Below are 1,149 nucleotides of genomic sequence, written 5' to 3' on the forward strand. Positions count from 1 at the left end.
TCCTTGGGCCGATCTGGGTCTGGCTCGTCCATTCCGAAGTGCCGTCGGTGCGCACCATCATCGGCGGCGCGGTCGTGGTCACGGCGCTGCTCATCCATATCGGCCTGGAGTTCAAGCGCCAGGCACGGCCGGCGCGTCCCGGCGTCACCGGCCTGCCGTCACCCAATTGACCAATGCATGTCACCCAGAAGTGTGCAGCGGTTCTGGGAGAACGACATGCATCAAGACAAAGTCCTAAAGCGCGTCGCCTGAATCCGTTTCAGCGCGGCGCGCTTTAGGACGATAGGCAGCGTTCCCCATTGACAACCCTGTTGCCGGGCGGGCAGGCTGCGATTACGGCAACAACAAGACAGGCGTATCTTGCCAAGTGTCTCCGCCGGCCTGCTCGGGGCCGGACAGCATCGTCATAGCTCTCAATACGCCACGGTGCATGCCGTTGACGCCGCCCGGGCGCCTCGCCGGGGAGGCCGGGACGCCTCAAACCTTGATGCCATGATCGGGCCTGGCGTGTTGAGTTCACGCTTGTCGCTCTCCGGAAAGCTCAATAGTCTAAAACCAACGCCGCCCCGCCATATCGCGACGAGCCGGCGAGGGAACACTCACCAAAGGAGAACACCATGATCCGCAAAGCGCTTTTGCTTTCGGCGACGTCGGCATTTCTGACGCTTTTCACACTAAGCGGCCACACCGAGGACCGCGTCGTCAACGTCTACAATTGGTCGGACTATATCGACAGCTCGATCATCGACGATTTCACCAAGAAGACCGGCATCAAGGTCGTCTACGACACCTTCGATTCCAACGAGATCCTGGAGACGAAGCTGCTCGCCGGCGGCAGCGGTTATGACGTCGTCGTGCCGAGCGCCAACTTCCTGGCGCGCCAGATCCAGGCGGGCGTGTTCCAGAAGCTCGACAAGTCGAAGCTGCCCAACATTTCCAACATGTGGGACGTCATTTCCGAGCGCACCGCCAAATACGATCCGGGCAACGAATACTCGGTCAACTATATGTGGGGCACGGTCGGCCTTGGCTATAACGTCAAGAAGGTGCAGGCCGCGCTCGGCACCGACAAGATCGACAGCTGGGATGTCTTCTTCAATCCGGAAAAGCTGGCCAAGCTGAAGGATTGCGGCGTCTATGTGCTGGATT

General features: G+C 60.1%; 1 protein-coding gene and 1 pseudogene. Both read left to right on the plus strand.

Annotated elements, in window-relative coordinates:
- A pseudogene (locus tag EOD07_RS38930) lies at positions 1-170 on the plus strand (EamA family transporter); the annotation flags it as partial.
- A gap of 447 nt (positions 171-617) precedes the next feature.
- Positions 618-1,149: extracellular solute-binding protein (locus EOD07_RS35230; protein ID WP_127238424.1), on the plus strand; the 532-nt coding region annotated here is incomplete at its 3' end.

The organism is Mesorhizobium sp. M2C.T.Ca.TU.002.02.1.1 (assembly GCF_003997225.1).